The organism is bacterium, from assembly GCA_019912885.1.
Lineage (GTDB): Bacteria > Lernaellota > Lernaellaia > JACKCT01 > JACKCT01 > JAIOHV01.
Map to the genome: position 1 here is coordinate 36785 of JAIOHV010000034.1, position 19770 is coordinate 56554.

At 65.1% G+C, this 19770-nt stretch carries 16 protein-coding genes; 11 read left to right on the plus strand and 5 right to left on the minus strand.

The window, feature by feature from the left end:
* Positions 1–75: 75 nt before the first annotated feature.
* The 4 genes from K8I61_02730 to K8I61_02745 are packed head-to-tail and all read right to left on the minus strand — an operon-like array spanning position 76 to position 5400.
* Positions 76–2433 (minus strand): xylulose 5-phosphate 3-epimerase, encoded by a 2358-nt coding sequence (locus tag K8I61_02730; protein ID MBZ0270926.1) that lies wholly within the window; start codon positions 2431–2433, stop codon positions 76–78.
* Positions 2430–3506, minus strand: a complete 1077-nt coding sequence (locus K8I61_02735; GenBank protein MBZ0270927.1) for an acetate/propionate family kinase — start codon at positions 3504–3506, stop codon at positions 2430–2432. The genes K8I61_02730 and K8I61_02735 overlap by 4 nt, the downstream gene beginning before the upstream one ends.
* A 21-nt stretch (positions 3507–3527) precedes the next feature.
* Complete coding sequence (locus tag K8I61_02740) at positions 3528–3923, minus strand: DUF302 domain-containing protein (GenBank protein ID MBZ0270928.1); 396 nt, start codon at positions 3921–3923, stop codon at positions 3528–3530.
* Positions 3924–3966: 43 nt separating this feature from the next.
* Entirely contained in the window at positions 3967–5400 is a 1434-nt protein-coding gene (locus K8I61_02745) for a B12-binding domain-containing radical SAM protein (GenBank protein ID MBZ0270929.1), read from the minus strand.
* Positions 5401–5485: 85 nt separating this feature from the next.
* On the opposite strand from K8I61_02745, the gene K8I61_02750 reads away from it, so the two are divergent.
* From K8I61_02750 to K8I61_02770, 5 genes are read left to right on the plus strand one after another with little or no spacing between them, the layout of a single operon-like run.
* On the plus strand, positions 5486–6457 hold the full coding sequence (locus K8I61_02750; GenBank protein ID MBZ0270930.1) for an NAD-dependent epimerase/dehydratase family protein: 972 nt from the start codon (positions 5486–5488) through the stop codon (positions 6455–6457).
* Positions 6447–7565: an aminotransferase class I/II-fold pyridoxal phosphate-dependent enzyme gene (locus K8I61_02755; protein MBZ0270931.1), complete on the plus strand. Its 1119-nt coding sequence runs from the start codon at positions 6447–6449 to the stop codon at positions 7563–7565. Before K8I61_02750 ends, K8I61_02755 begins: the two co-directional genes overlap by 11 nt.
* A gap of 10 nt (positions 7566–7575) precedes the next feature.
* Positions 7576–8613, plus strand: coding sequence for a Gfo/Idh/MocA family oxidoreductase (locus tag K8I61_02760; protein MBZ0270932.1), 1038 nt, complete (start codon positions 7576–7578; stop codon positions 8611–8613).
* 13 nt (positions 8614–8626) lie between these two features.
* The gene (locus K8I61_02765) at positions 8627–9226 is read left to right on the plus strand and encodes a transferase (protein ID MBZ0270933.1); all 600 of its coding nucleotides are present in this window, start codon (positions 8627–8629) and stop codon (positions 9224–9226) included.
* Entirely contained in the window at positions 9223–10398 is a 1176-nt protein-coding gene (locus tag K8I61_02770; protein ID MBZ0270934.1) for a DegT/DnrJ/EryC1/StrS family aminotransferase, read from the plus strand. The genes K8I61_02765 and K8I61_02770 overlap by 4 nt, the downstream gene beginning before the upstream one ends.
* 342 nt (positions 10399–10740) lie before the next feature.
* On the opposite strand, the gene K8I61_02775 is transcribed toward K8I61_02770, so the two are convergent.
* Entirely contained in the window at positions 10741–11883 is a 1143-nt protein-coding gene (locus K8I61_02775; protein ID MBZ0270935.1) for a DUF362 domain-containing protein, read from the minus strand.
* 231 nt (positions 11884–12114) lie between these two features.
* Here K8I61_02775 and K8I61_02780 point away from each other — a divergent pair, with 231 nt between their 5' ends.
* From K8I61_02780 to K8I61_02805, 6 genes are all read left to right on the plus strand, one after another.
* Positions 12115–13281 carry a hypothetical protein gene (locus K8I61_02780; protein ID MBZ0270936.1) on the plus strand — a complete coding sequence of 389 codons (1167 nt, stop codon included), beginning with the start codon at positions 12115–12117 and terminating at the stop codon, positions 13279–13281.
* Positions 13282–13385: 104 nt separating this feature from the next.
* The gene (locus K8I61_02785) at positions 13386–15716 is read left to right on the plus strand and encodes a hypothetical protein (protein ID MBZ0270937.1); all 2331 of its coding nucleotides are present in this window, start codon (positions 13386–13388) and stop codon (positions 15714–15716) included.
* 206 nt (positions 15717–15922) lie between these two features.
* On the plus strand, positions 15923–17116 hold the full coding sequence (gene pgsB, locus K8I61_02790; protein ID MBZ0270938.1) for a poly-gamma-glutamate synthase PgsB: 1194 nt from the start codon (positions 15923–15925) through the stop codon (positions 17114–17116).
* Between the two features lies 1 nt (position 17117).
* Positions 17118–17582 (plus strand): poly-gamma-glutamate biosynthesis protein PgsC, encoded by a 465-nt coding sequence (pgsC, locus tag K8I61_02795; GenBank protein ID MBZ0270939.1) that lies wholly within the window; start codon positions 17118–17120, stop codon positions 17580–17582.
* On the plus strand, positions 17579–18724 hold the full coding sequence (pgsW, locus tag K8I61_02800; protein ID MBZ0270940.1) for a poly-gamma-glutamate system protein: 1146 nt from the start codon (positions 17579–17581) through the stop codon (positions 18722–18724). The genes pgsC and pgsW overlap by 4 nt, the downstream gene beginning before the upstream one ends.
* 28 nt (positions 18725–18752) lie before the next feature.
* The gene (locus K8I61_02805; protein MBZ0270941.1) at positions 18753–19769 is read left to right on the plus strand and encodes a glycerophosphodiester phosphodiesterase family protein; all 1017 of its coding nucleotides are present in this window, start codon (positions 18753–18755) and stop codon (positions 19767–19769) included.
* Position 19770: the final 1 nt, after the last annotated feature.

Below are 19770 nucleotides of genomic sequence, written 5' to 3' on the forward strand. Positions count from 1 at the left end.
GTGATCGCCGGAAACCTTAGCCGACTTCGTTTTGGCGCTCAATCCTCAAAAGTTGTCAACGGAACTCGAATAATTTCAAAACCACTCCGCCAAATACTCCCCCCTCGGCGCGACACGCCCCTCCAGCACGTCGATCGCATCCTTCCCCATAACCCGCTCTCGCTTGATGCCTATGAGCTTCGCGGTCGTGGCGAGGATGTGCGTCCACGTCTGTTCGTTCAGGAACAGCATGCCGCCCACGTCGAACGTGCCGCCTCGGTTGCGGTAACCGAGTGCGAGCGTTTTTGGCCCCGTGTCGATCACCTGCATCATCCCCTGCACGCGGCCGGAGCGGGTGTGCGTCACGAACAGGCGCGGCAGGACGGCGGGAGGATAGAAGCGGTCGCGCGTTTCGGCGGTGTGGCAGATTTTCGCCTCGTGCCGATCTTTCGGTTCGGTGAAACGGCGCGGCTCCAGGAGGTACACGACGTTGTGCGCGATGCCGCGCGCGTCAAGCTCCGATGACGCCTTGAGTACCTGCTGCAACTGATACGCGCCGATCGCCGTCAGGACGATGCGCGGCTTTTTCGCCTGCTTCACGACGATGCCGCCCTCGCGCACGAGGCGTTTTGCGTCGCGTGCGTCGAACACCACCGGCAGCTCGCGCTTGGGCACGACGAGCGTGAAGATGCGCCCGCGCGTGTTGTACACCTCCGCGATCGACGCGGCGGCGGAATTGTAATCCGCGGGAAACAGCACGCGCGAGACGTGCGCGGCCTCGCCCATCAGCGCCTCGCAGACGACCGGGTCCTGATGCGACTGCTCGTTCTTGCCGTTCTCGTACGTGTGCGACGTGAGGACGAGCGGCACCGACAGCCATTTCTGCGGCCGTCCCATCTCCTGGCAGTGCGCGGAGAAGATAATCTCCTGTCGCACGATGCCGAGCATCTTCGCCGCGAACGCCTCGTAGCTGTGCACGAGGCTGATCCCGCCCTTGTTGCCGAGCGCGGCGCACGCGACGGCCTCCTCGTTCAGCACGGTGATGACCTTGCCGTGAACGTCCTCCGCGACGCCCGGCTCCGGGCTGGTGACGCGGTGCTTGAACGTGTCGAGCGTGCGGTCCAGGCGATTCGAGCGCATCTCGTCCGGATTGCCGATGCGCGGACGCAGGTGCGGATTGGCGAGGCAAATTTCGGTGAACGTGTTGTCGATCGCGCGCATGGGCGCCGCCATTTCGCCCGGCTTTTTGAATTTCGGCGCGGGCTTTTTCTTTAGCGACACGTCGCGCGTGGCCAGCGCGTGATCGCGCTCGATCGGCCGGCGCCGGTGCTTGCGAAACGTCGCGACCGCGTCGGACAGATCCTCCGCCGGAACGTGCAGGCGTTTGGTGTGGCGGTTGAACGCCTCGATCGCCTCCGCGTTCATCTTCGATCCGATCGGCAGATTGTGCGCCGCGTTCGTGCCCGCGCCGGCAAATCCGAATCCTTTCTCCACGACCGCAAGCCCATACGGCAGACGCACGGGATACGCGCGCGGCGCGCCGGCAAGGCGGCGCTCCATCTCCAGGATCAGCCACGCATACGCGGCCGGATCGCCGCCGTCGATTTCGATCGGGTCGAAATGATTCAGGCGCAGGTGCCTGGCGAGCCAGTCGGTGCCGCCGGCCATCGCCATTGTGGAGCGCTGGTCGATGCGCCGGCCGTTCATGATCATGATCGGCGCGACCAGCCCGCAGTCCTCGTGCCGCCACCACCGCGGCGCCCAGTCCGGCCCGCGCTGCTCCTCGAACGCGCCGTCGGACAGGAACGTGACGAGCTTCTCGCCCGGCAGCGGCATGTGGACGTATTCGAGCCCGGCGAAGCCGAGATAGCCGCCTTCCAGGATGCCGCCCGCGGTATTCGGGTTGACGTGACTGCCGCGCGGGCTCGCGGCGTCGCCGTTTTTCGTGACGCCGTAGTTGTAGAAATCACGCACAAAGCGCGTCAGCCCGGCGTCGTCCACGGTGTACCGTTTGAACGCCGGCGTGATGTTGCGAACCAGCACATTCACGCAATCGATACCGCTGACCGCGTGGCCCTGCTCGGCGACCCACCCGCGCGTGTCGCCTGTGATCATGTTCGCGAGCAGGTAGCCGACGTACGCGGGGATGATGTTGAGCGCGCTTCCGGTGTGGCCCTCGGGCGTGTCCTTGAAATCGCCGGAGGCGAGCGTGCGCCCGTCGAGATGGACGTTGCGCGCGTACGTGTCGTGCACGGTCAGCCACATCGCGGCGCTCGTTAAGCGGTCGGCCGCGACAAGCGCCTCTCCGATCGACGGGCCGTCGTGCGTTTTCGGGAATAGGCGCATGAGGTCCGCGACACGCGCGCGGGTTTTCGCGCCGTGGCGGATCGGGCCGTGTCCCTTTTTCCAAGCGGCGTACGCCTCGTCGTCGTTTGCGAATCGCGTGCGTTTCATCGTTGGTCCCCCAAGGTTTCGACGGTCCGGCGCGCGATGAGCAACTCCTCGTTGGTCGGAATCGCCCAGGCCGCAAGCCGCGAGCCGTCCGTGCTGATACGCCCGTCGCCCTTGGCATTTCGCCGCTTGTCGATGACGCACCCAAGCGCCTTCAAATGCGACACGATGCGCGCGCGGATCGCGGCCGAGCGCTCGCCGATGCCGGCGGTGAACACCACCGCTTGGGCGCCGCCGAGCGCTGCGTGATACGCGCCGACGTATTTGGCCGCGCGATAGCAGAACGCGTCGATCGCAAAGCGCGCGTCGTCATCGTCGCGGGCGAGCAGCTCGCGCATGTCGTTCGTGCCGCCGAGCGCACGCAAGCCGGACTCCCTGTTCAGAAGACGATCCACTTCGTCCACGCTCCGCCCGTCACGGATAAGGCGAAGAACGATCTCCGCGTCAACATCGCCGGGACGCGTGCCCATCACCAAGCCCTCGAGGGGAGAAAAGCCCATCGACGTATCGACGCTTACGCCGTTTTTGATCGCGCAGGCAGATGCGCCGTTGCCCAGGTGCAGCGTGACGATCGTCGGCCTCTTGCGTCGCGCGCGCCTGGAGTATTCCTCGCAGACGTATTGGTGGGAGATGCCGTGGAACCCGAAGCGGCGGATCGTCTCGCCCGCCGTCTCAAGCGGCGGCAGCGCGTAGCGGTACGCCACCGGCGGCAGCGTGGCGTGAAACGACGTGTCGAACACCGCCACCATCGGCACGCCGAGCTTTCGCGCGCGCCGGATGCCCGCGACGGCGGGCGGGTTGTGCAGCGGCGCGATCGGCGAAAGCGCCTCGATCGTACGCAGCACGTCCTTGTCGATCACCGTCGGCCGCGTGAACTTCGATCCGCCGTGCACGACGCGATGGCCGATCGCATCGACGCGCGCGGAAAGGCTTGCGAGGACTTGCGCGACCGCGTCCTCGTGTTCGCCCTCGACCTCGACGATGCCGCCGTCGATTTCGCGCGGCGTGCCGCGCCTCGCCTCAAAGTGGCGGTATTTGACCGTGGAGCTACCGCAGTTCAGAACGAGAACGAACATACAGCGCGGTCGCGCTCCCGGTCAGTTCGGTTGCAGGGCGTGAAACACCGTACGCAGGAGCTTTGCGGCTTCCTCGGCGACGGGCGCCACATCGGGATTGTCGACGATCTTGAACATCGCCGCGGGATCGGCGATCTCGACGGCCGTCGTTCCGTTGCCCGCGTCGCGCACGACGACGTTGCAAGGCAGCAACAAGCCAACGTGAGGATCGCCCGAGAGCGCGCGATGCGCGAGCTTCGGATTGCACGCGCCGAGGATCGCGTAGCGTGGAAAATCGACGCCGATCTTCTTTTTGAGCGTCGCATCCACGTCGATGCGCGTCAGGATTCCGAAGCCCTGCTCGGCAAGCAGCGCGGTGACGCGCTCGACGGCAACGTCAAACGATTCGGTCAGATGAACTTCCCATCCGTATTCCATCTCAAACCCCCTTTGACGGAAAAGCGGCGCTTCGCTCCGCGAATTATACCTGGGCCGAGCCGATTCGCGGTGAGGGAAAAGGCCGAATCCACGATTTCGCGCGACGCCACAGATGCAGAATCGACAGTCGCGCGAGTTCGAGGTTCACCCACCACGTCCGGCGCACGAACAGCCGTTTCAGGACAAAACGGGGCCGGAAGTAGAATCGGCCGTAGGCTTCGTCAACGAGCGCCTGCACGCCTTCCGTCGAGAGACGGTAGTGCGGCGACGCGTCCCGGAAATTGTCCGCGCCGGTATCCCAGGAAAGGTCGAGGTCGCGCGTCATCTTCGCGCCGGCGAACGGGCGAAATATGAAGTAGATCGCGAAATCCGAATCGACCGCGATCGACGTGTCGATCGTTTCGCGCATTTCGGATTCCGTTTCGGTCGGGAAGCCCAGGATGTAGTTGGCGATCACCTCGATGCCCGCGGCGCGCGCGTTTTTCATCGCGTCGAACGCCTGGCGCACGTTGGCGCCCTTTTTCGTGAAATCGAGAACGCGGTCGTTGCCGGACTCCACGCCAAGCTCGATGCGGTAGCAGCCCGCGCGGCGCATCAGCTTCAACAGGTCCGCGTCCATGAGATCCATACGGCTGCAGCACATCCAGTCGAATCGCTCGCCTTCGGAAAGCGCCAGCTCGCAAAAATCGCGCGTGATGCGCTTGTGGATCATGAACACGTCGTCGATGAAGCGGATGTCGTGGATGCCGTGATCGCGGCGGATTTCGCGCACCTCGTCGAGGATGCTCGCCGCGGACCGAAAGCGCATCGGCCCGGCCTCCGAACCCTGCTCGCAGAACGTGCACGTGTAGGCGCAACCGCGATGCGTGTAGATGCTGGTGCTGTGCCGCCGGCGTTTGTAGGCCGGTCCGCCGCGATACGCCTTCAGCGCGACCAGCCGGCGCGCGGGGAAGGGTGCGTCGTCCGCGCGAATCGGCGCCGGCAGCGGCGGTACGTCCGCCCCGCGCGGCATCACACCCGGCTGGGCCGCGATCTCCGGCGCGCTCTCGACGACGCGCGCGATCGTCGTGTCCGACTCCCCGACGATCACCGCGTCGAACAGGTTCGTATCGGCCCACACGCGCGGGCGCACGGTGGCGTCGTTGCCGCCGGCCAGGATCGTCGCGGGGCGTTTGGCCGCGCCGCGCGCCCATCCGGCGAGTTTCAGGATCGAATCGGCGCACGGCGCGAGCGTGCCGAAGGCGAGCACGTCGGCGTCCATCGACGGCCACTCGCGCATGAAGCGTTCGCGTTCGCCCTCACGATTGAGGTCGAAAACGGAAACGGCGTGACCCGCGTCCAGCAGCCTGCGCGCGGCGTAAAGCGCGCCGAGCGGCGGCAGATCCGACTGCGCCAGCTTGTCGAAAAGGTCGCCGCCGCCGGGTGACGGGTGGACGAAAACGACGCGCCGGCGCGAGTCTCGCAGGGCGGAACGCATGCCTCGAAGCTATCACAGCGAATTGCGGGCGCAAAACCCGCCAAGGCGATTGACAAGGAAAAGCCCGCTAAGGAACACTCCGCGCATGCCCGACGACCAAACGCGCAAGAGCGCCGGCCGGCTGTTCATCACCGGCGGCGCGGGGTTCCTTGGCGCCGCCATCGCGGCGCGCGCCTCGAAGACCTGGGACGTCACGGTTTTCGACAATTTCGCGCGCGACAGCCTGCGTTTCCTCGATCGGCCGGTCGCCGCGCGCCTCCACGTCGTTCGCGGCGATGTGGGCAGCCGCGCGTCGCTCACGGAGGCGGCGGCGGGCGCTGACGTCATCTTGCACCTGGCGGCGATCGCCGGCGTACCGCGCTACTACGAGGCGCCCTACGACGTCATGCGCGTCAATTTGCGCGGCACGATGAACCTTTTGGACGCGGTCGAGTCCTCGCCGCCAAAACGCCTCATCTATTTTTCGACGAGCGAGGTTTACGGCGACAAGGCGCGTAACGCGAATGAGGACAACGCCCTTGTCGCGGGGCATTACGCCGAGCCGCGCTGGGTGTACGCGGTCTCGAAGATCGCGGCGGAGAAGGCCGCGTTCATGTGGGGACGTCAAAACGGCGTCGATGTCACGAGCCTTCGCCCGTTCAACGTGTTTGGCCCCGGGCAGACCGGCGACGGCGCGGTGCACGACATGATTCTTTCCGCCCTCTACGGGCAGGACGTCGTCGTTCACGGCGGCGGCCGGCAGCGGCGCGCGTGGTGTTATCTCGACGATTTCGTCGACGCGGCGATGGCGTCGCTTGTCGCCGAAAACATCGCGGGAGAGGCGATCAACGTCGGCAATCCCGAAAACGATGTCTCCGTGCGCGAATTGGCCGATATCATCCTGAAACTCGTCGACGGCCGGTCGGCATTGCGCGACGAGACGCATTTCGGCGCCGACGTGAAGGACCGCTCGCCGAACATCGACAAGGCCCGGCGCCTTTTGGGCTTTGAGCCGCGCGTCGATCTGCGATCGGGCCTGAAAAAAACGATCGACTGGTACCGCGCCCATGCCAAATGATTCGAGCGGCCGCGAGCCCATTCGCCTGGCGCACCCTTCGTTTTCCGCCAGCCTGCCGGCGCGTATCGGGGAAATTCTCGACTCGGGGGTGCTCGTCAAAGGGCGCGCGCGTGTCGAACTCGAGGCCGAACTTTGCCGCGCGTTCGACGTGCCGTATGCCGTCACGTACTCCTCGGGGACCGTCGCCCTTGTCGCCGCGCTGGCGGCGGCGGGCGTCGGCGAGGGCGACCGCGTGGCCGTGCCGGACTATGGATTCGTCGCGACGGCGAACGCCGTCAAATATCTCGGCGCGACGCCCGTCTTCGTCGATGTCGCCGGTGATTTTCAAATCGACCCGGACGCGCTCGCGTTGGTACGCGGCCTTGCCGCCGTCATTGTCGTGCATCAGTTCGGCCGGCCCGCGCGCCTTGCGGACATCCAGGGACTGGCGCGAGACGGCGGATATCGCGTCGTCGAGGATTCGGCGTGCGCGTACGGAACGCGCGTCAACGGCCGCCCGCTTGGCGCGCAAGGCGGCCTTGGCATCCTCAGTTTTCACCCGCGAAAGCTCGTCACCGCCGGCGACGGCGGCGCGCTTTTGACGGCCTCGGAAGCCACTTACAAAAAGGCGTGGGCGTTTTCCGACCACGGCATCGTGCCGGGCGACAGCATCTCGACCGGCGTCGGCCTGAATCTGCGCCTGCCGGAGATTTCGTGCGCTCTCGCGCTCGACGGGGCGCGGCGCATCGAGGAAATCGTCGCCGCGCGCCGGCACGTGGGAGAGATTTACCGCCAGGAATTGGCTGAAACGCCGGAGATCGCCCTGCCGGAGGAATTGCCGGGCGTGGAATGGAATCACCAGACTTTTGCCGTCCATTGCCGCGACGCGCGCCTCAGGGACGGGCTTGTCGCGTCGCTTGCCGAAGCCGATATCGAGGCGGCCGTCCCCGCGCGGTCGCTCTCCGATTCGCCCGTTTTTGCATCGGGCGGCGCCGAAATTCCCGCGCATCCGGGCGTATCGCGCCGCCTGACGCAGGTATCCCTGGCGCTGCCATGCCACGAAAAAATGCGTGACGAGGACGTTCGCCGCGTCGCTTCCGAGTTGAAACGTTGCGTGGCCTTCCTTTAGTATCGCCAATATGACGAGTCTTCCGTGGCCGCGCGTCGCCGTTGTCGGCGCGGGCTATTGGGGTCCGAACCTTGTCCGCAATCTGCTGCGGATTGATTCGGGCGCCGTGGCCGCCGTTTGCGATCTTGACGAGGCGCGCCTTGCCGCCTTGCGTAACGCCTTTCCCGGCGTCCGCACGACGGCGAGCCTCAACGACATCGTCACCGCTCCGGACATCGACGCGGTGATGCTGGCGCTGCCGCCGGGCCTGCACGTCGAGACCGGCCTGCGCGTGCTGGCGGCGGGCAAGGATCTTTTTGTCGAAAAGCCCGTCGCGCTCGACGTCGAGGGCGTGTTTCGGCTGACCGAGGCCGCCCGCCGCGGCGGCCGCGTGTTCATGGCGGGATTCACTTATCTGTACAACCCGATGATCAACGCGCTCGGCGAACGCATTGCCGCCGGCGAATTGGGATCCGTGCGCGCGGCCCATTCGCGCCGCGTCAATCTCAACACGCGCCGCAAGCATATGAACGTCGTGTGGGCGCTTGCGCCGCACGATGTCGCGATTTTTCAGTCCTGGTTCGGCGGGGAGCCGAGCGGGGTTTCGGGCTTGATCTCGCGCGAGCGCGACGCCCGCTTCGCCGACGTGGCCGACGTGGGCATGGATTTCGCCGGCGGCGTGCGGACCTCCATCCGCCTGTCGTGGCTCGCGCCGACCAAAACACGCCGCCTGATTGTTGTGGGCGAGCGCCGCGTCGCGGTTTACGACGAAACGGCCGCGGCGCACCGCGTCGATCTGTACGAAAACAACGCGGGCGCGGATGCGGATATCGAGGCGCTCGATGGCCGTTTACTCGACGCCCTGGGGGCGCCGGTCGACGCGATCGAAGCGGCGGGCGGCATGGAGGAACCGCTTGGCGTGGAATGCCGGCATTTTCTCGAATGCGTCCGCGATCGAACCGATCCGCGAACCGGCGGCGCGGAGGCGCTCGCGGTGACGCGCACCGTCGAGCGCCTGCTTGAGGCCGGGCGCCACCTGAGCCCGCGCGCCGCCGTCGGCGCGATGTAGCGCCCGGCGCGCCATGGACCTAACCGCACGGATTCTCGACAACGTTCGCATCGACGGCGCGCCCGACATCGGTCCGTTCGCCGTCATCGGTCAGCCGCCGCGCGACGGGAAGGCGGGCGAAACGATAATCGGCGAGGGCGCGCGCATCCGGTCACACGCGGTGATCTACGCCGGCGTCACGATCGGGCGCGATTTTTTCTGCGGGCACCACGCGCTTATCCGCGAGGGCTGCCGCATCGGCGACGGTGTGTCGATCGGATCGGGCGCGGTGCTCGAACGCGATGTGATGGTCGAGGACCACGCTCGCATCCACTCGATGGTCTATATCCCCGAATACACGCACATCGGGCGCGGCGTCTTTGTCGGGCCGCGCGCGTGTTTTACCAACGCGAAATACCCGACTTATCCGGGCGTGCGCAAAAACCTGCGCGGCGCGGACGTGCGCGACGGCGCGATCGTCGGCGCGAACGCGACGATCCTTCCGGGCATCGTCATCGGCGAGCGTGCGGTCATCGGCGCGGGGGCGGTGGTCACGCGCGACGTCGAGGCGGGCACGGTCGTCGCGGGCAACCCCGCGCGCCCCGTCGGCCGCGCGGACGGGATCGGATATTGACGCACACCATCGACATTCCGCTTTCGCGGCCCGGTGCGGAATACGCCGAGTTTCGCGCCGAAATCGATGCGGCGATCGCGCGCGTGCTCGCCTCCGGCCGTTTTGTGAAGGGGCCAGAGGCGACGGAATTCGAACGCGAGTTTGCGGCGTACACGGGCGCGGCGCACGCCGTGGGCGTCGGCAACGGCACGGACGCGCTGGCGCTCGCGCTTGCCGCATCGGGTGTCGGGCGGGGTGACGAGGTGATCGTCCCGGCGATGACGTTCGTCGCCACCGCGGAGGCCATTTTGCTCTGCGGCGCGGCACCGCGCTTTGTCGACGTCACCGAATCCGCGCTTCAACTCGACGCGGCAGCGGTCGAATCCGCCGTCAACGAACGCACGCGCGCGATCGTCCCGGTCCATCTCTACGGATATCCCGCGCCGCTCGGCGAAATCGCGCGTCTTGCGTCTTCGCGCGGCCTTGCGGTCATCGAAGACGCGGCGCAGGCGCACGGCGCGCGCATCGGCGGCCGGCACGCCGGCACGTTCGGCAAAGCCGGCGCGTTCAGCCTGTTCCCCGCCAAGTCGCTCGGCGCGTTCGGCGACGCGGGCGTCGTCGTCACGGATGACGCGGACCTCGCCGCGTGCGTTCGCCATCTGGCGGATCACGGGCGAGGCGGCATCACGGCGAGCGCCGATCTCGCCGGGTTCGCGCACCTGCCGGGATCCAACAGCCGCCTGGACGAGATGCAGGCGGCGATCCTTCGCGCGAAGTTGGCGCGCCTGCCGGAGTGGATCGAAAAGCGCCGCCGCATCGAGGCGACGTACCGCGAGCGGCTGGCGGGCACCGGCGACCTGTTGTTTCTCGACTCGCCTCCGGGCGCCGAAACCGCGCCGCTGAACGTCGTCATCCGCGCGGCGCGCCGCGACGCCCTCGCCTCGCACCTGGCGACGCACGGCATCGAGGCCAAGCCGCATTATCCCGTCGCGGTTCATCAGGTCGAGGCGTATCGCCGATACGCCGAGGGCGCGAGCTTCCCGGTCGCCGAACGCGCCGCCGCGACGCTGCTCAGCCTGCCGAATCATCCGTCGATGACGGAAGAGGAGGTCGATCGCGTCGTTAAGGGTGTGGCGGCTTTTTTTTTGATGAGCGGACGTCGAAGCCGTCGACGCGCGACTCGTCATCCGTAGGGGAGCGCAGCGAGTTGTCATCCTGAGGGGAGCGCAGCGACCCGAAGGATCTGGCTCCGCATCGGTTGCAGCGAGGCCGTCAGCAGGGGCCGGCCGGATCCTTCGCTTCGCTCAGGATGACGAATCGCGAAAACCCGCGATTACGACGCGCGAAACGACGTTCGGCGCTCGGCGCTCGACACTTGACCCTCGGCGCTCGACACTCGGCACTCGAACCTCGGCGCTCGGCGCTTGCCGTGACCTTCCAGACTTTCCGCCTTTCTGCATTTCCGTCTATTCCTTCGGGCACGGGCACGGGCACGGGCACGGGCATGGGCACGGGCGCCGACACGCCGCCTTCCCCTACGCTGACAACACCCGCGCGACGATCGACTTGTTCAGGTGGATCCCGTCGTTCGGGCAGACCATGTAACAGGCCATGCAGTCGATGCACGTCTTCATGTCGATGGCGACGCGGCGGTTCGCGATCGTGATCGCATCGACCGGGCAGGCGCGCTCACAATCGCCGGCAAGCTCGCAACCGGGCTCGTTCCAGCGCGGGCGCACGTGGAAGAAATGATTGTTCATGATGTTGAGAAGCGGTTTTGGCGCCGCGCGCATCACCGCGTTGCTCGTCAGCTTGAAGTCCTTCGGACGCAACGCCTCGATGGTTTCGCCGACGATCTCTATCTTCGCCGCGTCGTTTTCGCCGATGCCGCGCTGCGCCGCCGGGGCAATCGTCGTCACGGTCATCGGGTCCTGGCCGACAAGGCGCGACGCGACGTGGTCGAGCGCCACGCCGTCCGCGGACGCCAAAACCGCGCCGACGTGTTTGGGCTTGCCCCAGCTCGGCCCTTTGCCCTCCATCGCAAGGATCGCATCCATGACGCAAAGGCGCGGCTTCATCCGGCCGTAGATATCGAGGAGCGCATTGCCGAGGTCGATCGGCCCGGGCGCGCGGCGGTGCAGCGAAAGCTTGTAAGCCCCCGGCAGCACGCCGAACATGTTTTTCACCGCGCCGGTGATGTGCGTTTCGACGTGGGTCTTCAGTTTCGGAACGCTGATGATCGCGTCCGCCGCGAGCACCGCGTTCGACACGTAGATCTCGTGAAGGAAGCGCGCATTCGGCACGTCGATCCGCGTTGCGCCCGCCGTCTCGAAGACGACAGTCTCGATCCCGTGCTCGCGCGCCAGCGGCGCGATGCCGCATTCCTCGAGCGCGGTCGCCGACAGCCCATACGCCTTCGCGCCGCCGCACGAATCGCCGATGACGGGCGTCGCACCGGCGTCGCGGACCATCCGCGCCAGTCCGATGGCGACGGCGGGGTGCGTCGTCGTGGCCGCCTCCGGCGGCGCGGGGCGCAGCATGTTGATCTTCAAAAGCACGCGCTCGCCAGGCGCAACGAACGCGCCGATGCCGCCGAGCGGCGCGAGCGCTTCGGCAAGCGCGGTCATGACGCGGTCGAGGTCGTAATCGACGCAGCGGATTAGGGATACGCGGGTCACCGGGCACGTTCCGTCTCGTTAATGGGCGTACGCATTCAGGCAGGCGCCTTGCGCGATGTCAACGCGCGGCGTGCTCGCACTTTTTAAATCGTGATAGACTCGCGGCTTGATTTCGAGGGTAGCCCAGGGAGAGCGGCGGGTCGCGGGCGCGCGCATTGTCGCGCCATGACATGAAACGACCGTCGTCGCGCGCACCGAAAATTCGTGTTCGACAGCGTGGGAGCGCCGGGCGTGAACGTTCCCGATAGTTCAACGCGCGATAATGATTCCGGCGGCGACACCGCCGTCCCGACGAGGCTCGCGGATCGACGCGGCGCCGCGCCCTCGCGGCCGATCGCGCCGTTTTTCATCTTCGCACTCTACGCGGCCGTCGCGATGCCGATCCTGTGCGTGTGGCTCACGAATCCGGGCATCGAAGGGTTCGCTTCGGCGAACTATCTGGCGATGGTGCAGGGCAAGGCAAAAAAGCCTTACGTCATGCGCGCGCTGACGCCGGCCGTGATTCGCGGCGTCGCGTCGGTCATCCGCCCCGGCATCGACCCCGAGGCGGCGAATCGAACCTTTGACCGGCTTCTCGCGATTCTGAACAATTCGTCCGACAACGGCTTTCGTAAATTGTCGCTCTGGCGGTTTCAGCAGGGTTATCAGGCGGAGTATCTCGCGGGGATCCTCGTCCTCTACGCGGCGCTCGTCGGCTTTGCGTTCGCGCTGCGGCGGCTGATGCTCGATCTCTACGACGTGACGCCGCGCGTCGCGCTGTTTGCGCCGGCGATCGGCGTGGCGTGCCTGCCGATCATGTTCCGCTACTACAGCTACGTGTACGACTTTCCTTTGTTGTTTGTCATGACGTTGGGACTTGTCGCCTTGCATCGGCGGAACATGCCTCTTTTCTGGACGGTGTTCGTCGTCGGGCTGTTCGTCAAGGAAACGGTCGTCCTTTTTGCATTCGTGTTCTGGCTTCAATACCGAAACGACACGCGCCGGAAAAAATGGATGCGCGCTCATCTCGCCGGCATGGCTGTCGTGTTTGTCGCCGTTCGCGCGATCCTCTCGGCGATCTTCCGCGAAAATTCCGGCGCGGGCGTCGAGTTTCATCTATTCGACCACAACATCTTCTACCTGTGGACGCAAAACTACGGAGCGACGGTCGTCGTGACGATCGGCGTGCTCGCGCTTGCCTTATTCCACCGGTGGAAAGAAAAGCCGGTATTCCTCAGGCATGCGCTCGCGATGGCGGTTCCCATGCTCGTTCTTACCGCGCCGCTTGGATTCCTTGATGAGTTTCGAGACTATTACGAGATCTATCCTGCGGGTTTCCTGCTCGTGACGCAGTCTTTTTGCGCCGCGCTTGAGATTCCCTTCCAACCGAAATCCGCGGCGCGATCGCCCGAACTGTAAGCAAACACGCAAGAATTTCTCTGGCCAATTCGTCGGGCTTCGACGTAGGGTTCACGGCGATGTGATTCTCATCGTCGTCGGGACGTTTGTTCGGAGGTTGCGATATGCGCCGGTTCATTTCGATTGTGGCATCCGCTTATCTGGTGGTTCTTGCCTTGGCGGTCCCCTCGCAGGCCCGCGTCGTGCTCTGGGAGGATTTCGACTTCAACCCGGACGGCATCCCGGGCGACTGGTCGGTGATCGACAATCTGGGCGGCGAGAAGACCTGGCAGGGATACGACGGGTTTCTCTACGGCAATCTTTCGAACATGTTCGAAAATTTCGCGTCGGTGAACAACCTTCATTATCTCGGCTATCTCGCGGATACGGACTTGATTTCGAGCGTCATTGATTGCTCCGAAATTTCGAATACGCGGCTTCGCTTCAACAGCTATTTCGGCGAATTTTTCATTCCGGGCTACGACGCTTACGGAACGCCGTCGGTCTCGAGCGGCGGCGTCGTTTACAACGACATCGTAACGCTCACCGCGGACGACGTTTCGAGCTTCGATTTCGACATTTCGGCGACGGCCGACGGGCAAAACGACGTTCGCCTGAAATGGAATTATCAGACGGACGATTTCGGCGCCGGATTCTGGGGCGTCGATAACGTCTGCGTTTCCGGGGATTGCGCCGGCGGCATCGAGGAATGGTTGCAAGACGACGGCGGATCGGAAACCTACACCACGGCAAGCGTGGCCGGCGCCGAATACATCACGTGCGTGAATCCGACGACCAAGCCGTATTACGTCAGCGGCGTGAAGGGATTTTTCGGCGCCACGAGCGGCGGCGATCCCGTTCAGTTCGTCATCTATTACGCCGACACGGGCTTTGACCCCGTCATCAGTCCGCGGTTCGTTTCGCACCCGTTCGTGCCGGCCGACGGGGAATGGGTCACGATGGATCTTTGCGAGGCCGAACTCCTGTTTGACGGATATCTCGACAAACTGGCGCAGGGCGAGGTGTGCGTCGGCGTGCGCCTGCTCGCGCCGAACCAGAACACGGGCGTCGGTACGGACACGACGGGTTCTTTCACCGAGCGTAGTTACGTGGGAAACGGCGTGACCGCGACGCCTTACGTCGGCGGCAATTTCATGCTGCGTGCGTACGGCGATATATGCCCAACGACAACGACGACAACGACAACCACAACCACCACAACAACGACCACGACAACGACGACCACGACCACGACGACCACGACAACGACGATGACCACGACGACTAGTTCGACAACGACGACGACATCGACCTCCACGACGCAGCCAACGACGACCACCACCTCAACGATCATACCGACGACGTCGACGACGACAACGACCGTCACAACCACCACGACGACCACGTCGTCGACGACGACGACAACGTCCACGACGACCACGACGACCACGTCAACGTCGCCGACGACGACAACGATTCCGCCGCCGGACTTTGACGAGATTCTGTGTCCGCTCTTGACCGAACTCGTGGTGCTCGGCGGCTCGGACGATTTCGTCGAGATCCTGAACCCGAACGCGGCGCTCGGATTTTTCGATTACGAAGACACCGCGCTCGATCTGTCGACACTGCACCTGTCGAACAGCAATCTCTATTACGGCGTCGTGAAGCAGAACGGCAGCGTCGATACGAACTCCGGCGCGGGCGGATATTTCAACGCGAAGTTCCCGGCCGGAACGATCATTCAACCGGGCGATGTGTGGACGATCGCGCTCGGCGGATCGGACGCGTTTCGCGCCAAATACGGCGTCGATCCCGATTGGGAGTTGTACGAAGACGGTGACGGGAGCGACCTGATTCCCGAACTCGAGGAGGCGTTTGCCGGATCGGTCGGCGGGCAGGGGCATCTTGGTCAATCCGGACCGGCGGTCGCGATTTACCGTTGGGACGGCAATACCGATCTCGTGTGCGATTGCGACATCGCCAGCTTCGGCGATCGCTCCGGCTTCATCGACAAGACCGGCGTCGAGATCGACGGCCCGGACGCGGATGCCGTCCCGGGCACGTATCAGGAAGATCAATCGGTCGCGACGCAGGACCGCGTGAAAAGCACGCCTCACGCCGTGGACAAGAGTTTTCAGCGATGCGACGCGAGCGAAGGGATCGAGCCCATTCGCGTTCCGTGCAACGGCTGCCCCCGGCCGCCGAACGACGATGAGGCCGACGATTTCGGCACCGTCTTCGAGGACGAAACCAGCGAAAACCTGTCGGAAACGTGGCAGGAATCATCCGTGACGCCCGGTGCGTACATCTCCGATTGTTCCGGAGAGAATCCCGGCGACGACGATGCCGCGGACGATGACGCCGCGGACGATGACGCCGCCGACGATGACGATACGCCCGGCCGAGGCGGCGACGATGACGACGATGACGCTTGCGGATCGTCCTGCGGCTGCTGAAATCGCGCGCGGCCGAGGCCCGTGAATTCGGGCCGCGCGCCGCGGCCGGCCGCCGGTGGTTTGACGTGCGCGCATCGATCGACCCTTGACCGCGTGGGGCGATTTGCCGAAACTCCGCGCGCGTCACGCGATGACCGCGCCAGCCTCGCGCGGCGTCGTCGAATTCTTCGGCGGCGGCGGCATTTGGGCGGATTTTGAAGCACGTCATCGGCACGTACGATTTTCTTCTGATCCTGACGTTGCTCGTCGTGGCGGCAGGGCTTTGGGAATACGTGCGGCACAAGATGACGCTTTCCCGCGTTCCCATCCGGATTCACGTCAACGGCACGCGAGGAAAATCCAGCGTCACGCGGCTCATCGCCGCGGGCCTGCGGGAGGCCGGCATCCGCACGAGCGCGAAAACCACGGGAACGCTCGCGCGCATGATCTTTCCGGACGGGCGGGAGGTGCCCGTATTTCGCCCGTCGGGCGCGAATGTCATCGAGCAGATCCGCATCGTCGCGGCGGCCGCGGCGAACAAGTCGAAGGCGCTTGTCGTCGAGTGCATGGCGCTACAACCCGATCTGCAATATCTGTGCGAGTCGAAGTTCATCCGCGCGACGCACGGCGTGGTCACGAACGCGCGCGAGGATCATCTGGATGTCATGGGCCCGGGCGAGCGCGAGGTCGCGCTGGCGCTGGCGGGCATGACGCCGATTCGCGGAAAGATGTTTACATCCGACCGCCGTCACGTGGACGTGTTCAAGGCGGCGGCCGACGAGCGCAAGTCGCAATTCGTCGCGATCGGCGAGGAGGACATCTCGTCCGTGACCGTGGACGACCTGGCCGGTTTCTCCTACACCGAGCACCCGGACAACGTGGCGCTTTCGCTGGCGGTTCTGAAGGACCTTGGCGTCGACCGCGAAACGGCGATTCGCGGCATGTGGAAGCTCAATCCCGACCCGGGCGCGATGACCGAGCACCCGATCCACTTTTTCGGGCGCGATCTGGTGTTCGTGAACGGCTTCGCGGCCAACGACCCGGAATCGACCGAGCAAATCTGGAACCTGGCGATCGGCAAGCACCCGCGCATGAAAACGCGCATCGCGATCTTCAACTGCCGAAGCGACCGCCCGGATCGCTCGCGCCAGCTCGGGCAGGTCGTGGCCAAATGGACGCCTCCGGACAAGATCGTCCTTGTCGGCACGGGCACCTACATCTTCGCGCGCGAGGCGGTCAAGGGCGGCGTGGATATCGGCAAGATCGTGTTCGCCGAGGATTTGCGCGTGGAGGAGATCTTCGAGACGGTCATCGGCCTCATCCCGAAAACCGCGCTGGTCATGGGCATGGGGAACATCGGCGGCATCGGGCTCGAGATCGTTCGCTTCTTCAAGAATCGCGAAGCCCCCAAGGAGGACTGAAATGGGCGGCGAGCTTCTCGTATTGTCGATCGGCATCGGGCTCATCCTGAGCCTCGTGTTCACGGAGATGTTCGGCATGGCCGCCGGCGGCATGGTCGTGCCCGGCTACATCGCGCTGAATCTCTGGAATCCCGTCGATTGCCTTCTGACGATCCTGGCCGGCTTCGTGACCTTCGTCATCGTCCACAGCCTGTCGTCGATTCTCATCATCTACGGCCGGCGCCGCACGGTGATGATGATCCTCGTCGGCTACCTCATCGGCATGATCGTCCGGTCCGTGACGCACACCATCACCGCGCCGCTCGGCACGGACTACGACGTCATCGGTTTCATCATCCCCGGCCTCATCGCGATCTGGCTTGACCGCCAGGGCGTGGTGGAGACGGTCTCCGCGCTCGTCACGGCGTCGGTCGCGGTGCGTCTTATCCTCATCCTCGCCGTGGGCATGGACGTTCGCGCGGTATGAAGAAGGTTTTTTGGCGCCCGCATAAGGTTTCCCGCGTCGTTCTCGCGCTGATCGCGACCCTGTCGATCGCGTTCCTTTCGATCATCGAGACGCGTCTGGAAAAGGTGAAGCAGCCGCGTTACGGCGAAAAAATCGAGGCGTCGCGTCTTACGAAGGACGCATTCGAGGTCGTCAAAGCCTACAAGCTCAAGCGCGGCTGGAAGCCGGATCTGGAGGCCGACCCGGCGCAGACGGGCCTGGTCGGCGTTCTGATGTCGCCCGTCACGACGAACACGGGCCATCTGCAAGCCAAGCAGACGTCGGTCAATCCGAACTTCGCCGCGGTGATCGTTCATCTGCTCGAACGCGCCGGAGTGAAGGAGGGCGACACGGTCGCGCTTGGATTGTCCGGCTCGTTTCCGGCGCTCAACATTTGTGCGTACGCCGCGGTGCAAACTCTCGATCTGTTCCCGGTCGCCATCTCCAGCGCCTCGGGATCGCAGTGGGGCGCGAACGAAACGAACGCGCTGTGGATCGACATGGAGCGGTGGCTTTTCGAGCGCGAGGTGTTCACGTTCCGCTCGGTCGCGGCGTCGCGCGGCGGCGTCGAGGACCGCGCGCTCGGCCTTTCCAAGCAGGGCCGCCGGCTGATCGACCAGGCCATCGACCGCAACGACCTGCCGATGATCCGCCCGGCGACGTATGCGGAAAGCGTCGAGATGCGCATGAAGTTCTATTACGAAAACGCGGGCGACGCGCCGATCAAGGCGTACATCAATGTCGGCGGAGGCACCACGTCGGTGGGCACGCGCGTGGGCAAGCGCATGTACGAGCCGGGCCTCAACATGACGGCGCCGCGCGGGTCGCTGGCGATCGATTCGGTGATGACGCGATTCGCGCTCGACGGCGTGCCGATCATCCACCTGGTGAGTATCGACGAATTGGCGATGCGCTACGGCCTGCCGCTGCAGCCGATCGTCACGCCGCCCGTGGGCGAGGGCACGATCTTCGTCAAGGAGGAATACAACGACTACCTCGTCGTCGGATCGCTCGTCACGATCTTCGCGCTCATGGTCGCGTTCATCCGCTTTGACTGGGGCTATCGCATCACCGGCGCCGCGAAGCGCGAACGCAAGAAACAGGCCCCGGAGCAGATGGTGTGAGGGAGGATTGAGGATCGTGGATCGAGGATTGAGGATCTCGTTTCTTGCGATACTTTTCGTCCTTTCTTGCGCGCTCGCGCCGGGGTGCTCGTGCGGTGACGATGATGACGACACGGGCGCGGCGAACGACGACGCGGCGGACGACGACACCGGTGCGGATGATGACACCGCCGTCGATGATGACGACGCCGCTGACGACGACGAAACCGACGACGACACGCCCGATGACGATTCGTCCGACGACGACACATCGGACGACGACGCGGGCGACGACGACTGCGTTCCGCTCTATCCGAACGTGCTTATCTCCGCGCACCGCGGCGGCAGCACCTACGCGCCGGAGAACTCGCTTCAGGCCATGGAGCAGGCGTTTGCGCGCGGGGCGACGATCGTCGAGATGGACGTGCGCGACACCGCGGATGACGAGTTCGTGCTGATGCACGACGACACGGTCAACCGCACGACAAACGGCGACGGCCTCGTCTCGGGCATGACGCTCGCCGAGATCAAGGCCCTCGAACTGAATCGCTGGATGTACCCGTGGATCGACGAGGTCGTGCGTGTGCCGACATTCGGCGAGGCGATGCAGCTCGTCGCCTCGCACGGCGGGCAGGCGTACGTCGATCTGAAAACCGACGCGGTGGAAGGCGCCATGCATGTGCTCATCGACCTGGGGCTCGAAACGAGCGCGTTCGTCTATTCCGGCAACCTCTCCAAGCTCGACCGCGTGCGCGCCGTGTCGCCGGACATCCGAATCCAGCCGCCCACGGCGTCCGTCGCCGAGACGCAGGCGCTTCTCGACCACTTCGATCCGGACCCGGAGCACATCGAGCTGAATGGCGAGGCGGGCTTGTCCGCGGCGAACGTCGCGCTTATCAAGTCCGTCGGCGCGACGATCTCCATGGATTCACTCGGTGTGCGGGACATCATCGCCATCCTCGGCTACCCACAGGCGTGGACGACGATGATGGAGGAGGGCGTCGACATCATCTCGACCGACTTCCCCGGCGCGCTCGCGGGCCATCGCGACAGTCTGTGCGAGTGAC

Coding starts and splice junctions, on each gene's coding strand:
- K8I61_02730 (MBZ0270926.1), bottom strand. CDS start 2,433: ATGAAACGCACGCGATTCGCAAACGACGACGAGGCGTACGCCGCTTGG.
- K8I61_02735 (MBZ0270927.1), bottom strand. CDS start 3,506: ATGTTCGTTCTCGTTCTGAACTGCGGTAGCTCCACGGTCAAATACCGC.
- K8I61_02740 (MBZ0270928.1), bottom strand. CDS start 3,923: ATGGAATACGGATGGGAAGTTCATCTGACCGAATCGTTTGACGTTGCC.
- K8I61_02745 (MBZ0270929.1), bottom strand. CDS start 5,400: ATGCGTTCCGCCCTGCGAGACTCGCGCCGGCGCGTCGTTTTCGTCCAC.
- K8I61_02750 (MBZ0270930.1), top strand. CDS start 5,486: ATGCCCGACGACCAAACGCGCAAGAGCGCCGGCCGGCTGTTCATCACC.
- K8I61_02755 (MBZ0270931.1), top strand. CDS start 6,447: ATGCCAAATGATTCGAGCGGCCGCGAGCCCATTCGCCTGGCGCACCCT.
- K8I61_02760 (MBZ0270932.1), top strand. CDS start 7,576: ATGACGAGTCTTCCGTGGCCGCGCGTCGCCGTTGTCGGCGCGGGCTAT.
- K8I61_02765 (MBZ0270933.1), top strand. CDS start 8,627: ATGGACCTAACCGCACGGATTCTCGACAACGTTCGCATCGACGGCGCG.
- K8I61_02785 (MBZ0270937.1), top strand. CDS start 13,386: ATGCGCCGGTTCATTTCGATTGTGGCATCCGCTTATCTGGTGGTTCTT.
- pgsC (MBZ0270939.1), top strand. CDS start 17,118: ATGGGCGGCGAGCTTCTCGTATTGTCGATCGGCATCGGGCTCATCCTG.
- pgsW (MBZ0270940.1), top strand. CDS start 17,579: ATGAAGAAGGTTTTTTGGCGCCCGCATAAGGTTTCCCGCGTCGTTCTC.